Origin of the sequence: Actinophytocola sp., assembly GCF_045807065.1 — a bacterium.
Classification (GTDB): Bacteria; Actinomycetota; Actinomycetes; order Mycobacteriales; family Pseudonocardiaceae; genus Actinophytocola.
The window spans coordinates 1-3,743 of sequence record NZ_JBJMIE010000175.1; the positions used below are offsets into that span (position 1 = coordinate 1).

At 71.9% G+C, this 3,743-nt stretch carries 4 protein-coding genes and 1 pseudogene; 2 read left to right on the forward strand and 3 right to left on the reverse strand.

The window, feature by feature from the left end:
• On the reverse strand, nt 1-913 hold a 913-nt coding region (locus tag ACJ73U_RS10045), incomplete at its 3' end, for an Nramp family divalent metal transporter (RefSeq protein WP_407777282.1).
• 63 nt (nt 914-976) lie between these two features.
• On the reverse strand, nt 977-1,840 hold the full coding sequence (locus ACJ73U_RS10050; protein ID WP_407777283.1) for a manganese catalase family protein: 864 nt from the start codon (nt 1,838-1,840) through the stop codon (nt 977-979).
• A 121-nt stretch (nt 1,841-1,961) separates the two neighbouring features.
• Here ACJ73U_RS10050 and ACJ73U_RS10055 point away from each other — a divergent pair, with 121 nt between their 5' ends.
• Nucleotides 1,962-2,684, forward strand: coding sequence for a BTAD domain-containing putative transcriptional regulator (locus ACJ73U_RS10055; RefSeq protein WP_407777284.1), 723 nt, complete (start codon nt 1,962-1,964; stop codon nt 2,682-2,684).
• Between the two features lie 74 nt (nt 2,685-2,758).
• On the forward strand, nt 2,759-3,169 hold the full coding sequence (locus ACJ73U_RS10060) for a hypothetical protein (protein ID WP_407777285.1): 411 nt from the start codon (nt 2,759-2,761) through the stop codon (nt 3,167-3,169).
• A 119-nt stretch (nt 3,170-3,288) separates the two neighbouring features.
• On the opposite strand, the pseudogene ACJ73U_RS10065 reads toward ACJ73U_RS10060, so the two are convergent.
• Nucleotides 3,289-3,743, reverse strand: a pseudogene (locus ACJ73U_RS10065) (hypothetical protein); the annotation flags it as partial.

The following is a 3,743-nucleotide window of genomic DNA, read 5'->3' on the forward strand; positions in this document are numbered from 1 at the left end:
TGCCGACGCTCGACGCGGCGAACCCGGACGCGAGCAGGGCCAGCGCGAACGCGACCGCCGCCCCCGAACCCAGAGCGGTGCCGAGGCTGCTGTGCATGTCCGAGAGGGACTCGGCGGGTGCGCCGGTGCCGTGCAGCGCGCTGGCCGCGACGACCAGCATGCTGACGTTGACCACCCCGGCGATGCCGAGTGCGACGGCGATGTCGAGGCGGCTCGTGCGCAGCGCCCGCCGCCGGTCGCCGGCGGCCTGGTGCTGGTTGAGCGCCGAGTGCAGGTACACCACGTGCGGCATCACGGTCGCGCCGAGCATGCCCGTGGCCAGCAGCACGCTGTCCACGCCGTCGAACCCGGGCACCAGCCCCGCGCCGGCGCCGGTCAGCGGCCCGAGCCGCAGCACCTGGTAGAGGAACCCGACCAGGATCACCCCGAGCAGCCCGATGATCGCGGTCTCGAAGCGCCGGCGCCCGGCCGGTTGCAGCATGAGCAGGCCGAACGACACGAACGCCGTGATGCCCGCGGCGGGCAGCAGCGGGATGCCGAAGAGCAGGTTCAGCGCCACGGCCGCGCCGACGAACTCGGCGAGGTCGGTGGCCATGGTGACCAGCTCGGCCTGTGCCCACAGCAGCCCGGTCACGGGCCGGGGGCAGTGCTCGCGGCACAGCTCCGGGAGGTTGCGCCCGGTCACGATGCCGAGCTTGGCGGACAGGTACTGGACGAACATCGCCATCAGGCTCGCGCCGACGATCACCCACAGCAGCAGGTAGCCGTATCCGGCGCCACCCGCCATGTTGGTGGCGAAGTTGCCCGGGTCGACGTACGCGACCGCGACGACGAACGCGGGGCCCATGAGCGAGGTGACCGCGCGCACCCGCGACGGTGCCGCACCGGCGGGTACAGCGACCGAGCTGACCATGCTGGAACTCCTTGGCAAGAGGGAAAAGGCGCCCGCCGGCGGGGCCGGCGGGCGCGAACGCGGTCAGGTGAGCTTCTTGATCGCCTTCTCGATCATGCCGAGGTTCTCCGGGCTCGTCGCGTACAGCAGCGGGTCCGGCTTCGGTGCGGATGCCTTGCCGCCCAACGGCTCCGGGTTCTGCAGGTAGCTGAACTCGTGCATGCCGTCCGGCGCCGGGCCCGACGCCCAGCGGCCCTGGTCGCCCTGGGTGCCGTCGGACAGGTGCCAGATGGTGCCGGCGTGCTCGACGTACTCCTCGTCGAACAGCGCGCTGGGCACGACCGGCCCCTCCAGCCCGTCCTCCTGCAGCTCCTCGATGGCCGCCGACCACATGTTCTGGTGCACGGTGTCGCGGGCCAGGTTGAACTTCAGCATGCCGCGCACGCCGGGGTCGTCGGTCATGTTGTACAGGCGCGCGGTCTGCAACCGGCCCTGCGCCTCGGCGGCCACGTTGACCCGGAAGTCCGCCATCAGGTTGCCGCTCGCCACGATGTAGCGGCCGTTCCACGGCACGCCGTTGGCGTCGGACAGGGTCGGGCCGCCGCCGCTGACGATCGCCTGCTGCGGGTCCATGCCGCCGATGATCGCGGCCACGACCGGGTCGCTGTCGACCATCGCCGCGGTCGTCTCCGACGGCGCGCCTTCCAGCAGGCGTGCCACCATCGTCGCCAGCATCTCGACGTGGCCGATCTCCTCGGTGGCCACGTCCATGATCAGGTCCTTGTACTTCCCCTCCATCCGGCAGTTCCAGCCCTGGAACAGGTACTGCATCGTCACCGTCATCTCGCCCCAGGCACCACCGATGAGCTCCTGGAGCTTGCGCGCGAAGTGCGCGTCCGGCTTCTCCGGCTTGGCATCGAACTGAAGTCGACTCGTGTGGGTGAACATGCCGACGACGTTAGGAACGAGCAGTGACGGTCGCGCCACACCGCCACCACGGCACCGGAACGGCATCGTCACCGTCCCGTCGCAGCGCCAGTTCGGAACGATTCAAAATTTCTCGGGAGAAATGTGCGAGCGCGTTCTGCCGGGGAACACCCCGCCCGTGATCTGCGTGCGGCTACTCGGCGGCTTCGAGCTACTCGTCCAGGACGAGCCGGTGCCGGTGATCCCGAGCGCCCAGCGCCTGCTCGCCTTCCTCGCCCTGCACGAGGGGGTGGTGACGAGGTCCACGGTCGCGGCGACCCTCTGGCCGGACGCGTCCGCCGCGCGGGCCGCCGCGTGTCTGCGGTCCGCCCTGTGGCGGCTGGTGAAACCACTGCACGCGTTGGTCGAGGCGAACCGCGACCACCTGCGGCTCGGCACGGCGGTGCGGGTCGACGTGCACCTCGTGCGGTCGCTGATGGCGGCCGGCGACGTCGTCGCGCTGCACCCGGTCGTTCCCGTGACCGTGCTGGCCGCCGACCTGCTGCCCGGCTGGACGGACCCGTGGGTGGTGGCCGAGCGGGACTGGGTGCGGCAGCTGTGCCTGCGCGCGCTGGAGCTGTTGAGCGAGCGCTTCCGGGAGGGGGGCGACCACTTCCGCGCGCAGGAGACCGCGGCGGCGGCCGTGCGGGGCGACCCGCTGCGGGAGAGCGCGCACCGGCGGCTCATCGAGCTGCACCTGGCCGACGGCAACCCGGCGGCGGCCGTCCGCCAGTACGCGACGTACCGCTCGCTGCTGCGGGACGAGCTGGGCGTGTCGCCGTCACCGGAGATCCAGCGGCTGGTGGACCCGTTGCTACGTGCCTGATGTCATCGCCGGGCGCCTGATCCGGTGGTTTCCACCGGCCGTATCCGGGCACTCCCGATCACGGAGGTGACGCCATGAGTGAGCCAGTGGATCCGGAGGGGCACAACGCCGCCGAGGACCTGGACGAGGACCGGCTGCGACTCGACCCGTTGGAAGAGGGCATGGACCCGCCGGAGCGCTGGTCCCCGGCCATTGACCACGACGACGCCGAACCGCGCGACCTCGAGGAGCGCCTGCGCGAGGAGCAGCCGGAGCGACCCGACACCGTGCTCCGCGACGGGATGGACCGCAGGGACGCCGTGGACCGCATGGACGCCGAGGGCGAGCTGTCCGGCCGGGCGTTCGACGAGGACGGCACGGTCGCGTTCGAACGTGACTACACCGACTTCCCGGAGGAACCCAGCCGCGCCGAGACGGCCGACGAGAGGGACCCCGAGTCGTCGGTGGCGCGCATGCTGCGCACGCCCCCGCGGCCAGCCGAGTAATCCCAACAGTTGACGAAGGCGTCCTCCCCCACCGCGGTGGGGGAGGACGCCTTTCTCTGTGGCTCTGTGGCGCGGCTTCTCCGTGACTTCTTCTCCGTGACGGCGCGACCGGTTCGGCGCTACGCGATGGTCGTCCTGTGTTCCAGCGCTTCGGATTCGGGCAGCTGCCAGCGGTGCACCCCGGCGCCCTGCGCGTAGGCCAGATGGCCGCCGAGGGCGCCACCCGCGCCCATGGCCGCGAGGCCCAGCAGGCCCCACTTCCGCGAGCGGCTGAGGTAGGACGTCGTGAAGCACACGGACGCGACCGCGTTGGCCGTGGCGTGCACCAGGCCGACCCGCCGCTGCCGGACGTTCAGCTCCGCGTAGTCGGCGAGCCCGAGCCCCACCGCGACCGGGGTCGCGAGCAGGCCCAACCCCACCAGCCGTCGCGCGGCGGCCCGGCTCCCCGGGAACAGGTCGAGCACCGCCGCGGACACGTACGCGCCGATGGGCACGGTGACCACGATCGGGTGAGCCGGGTGCCCCAGCCACTCGCCGCGCAGTGCCCGGCGCAACCTCGGCGGCAGCCGGCGCA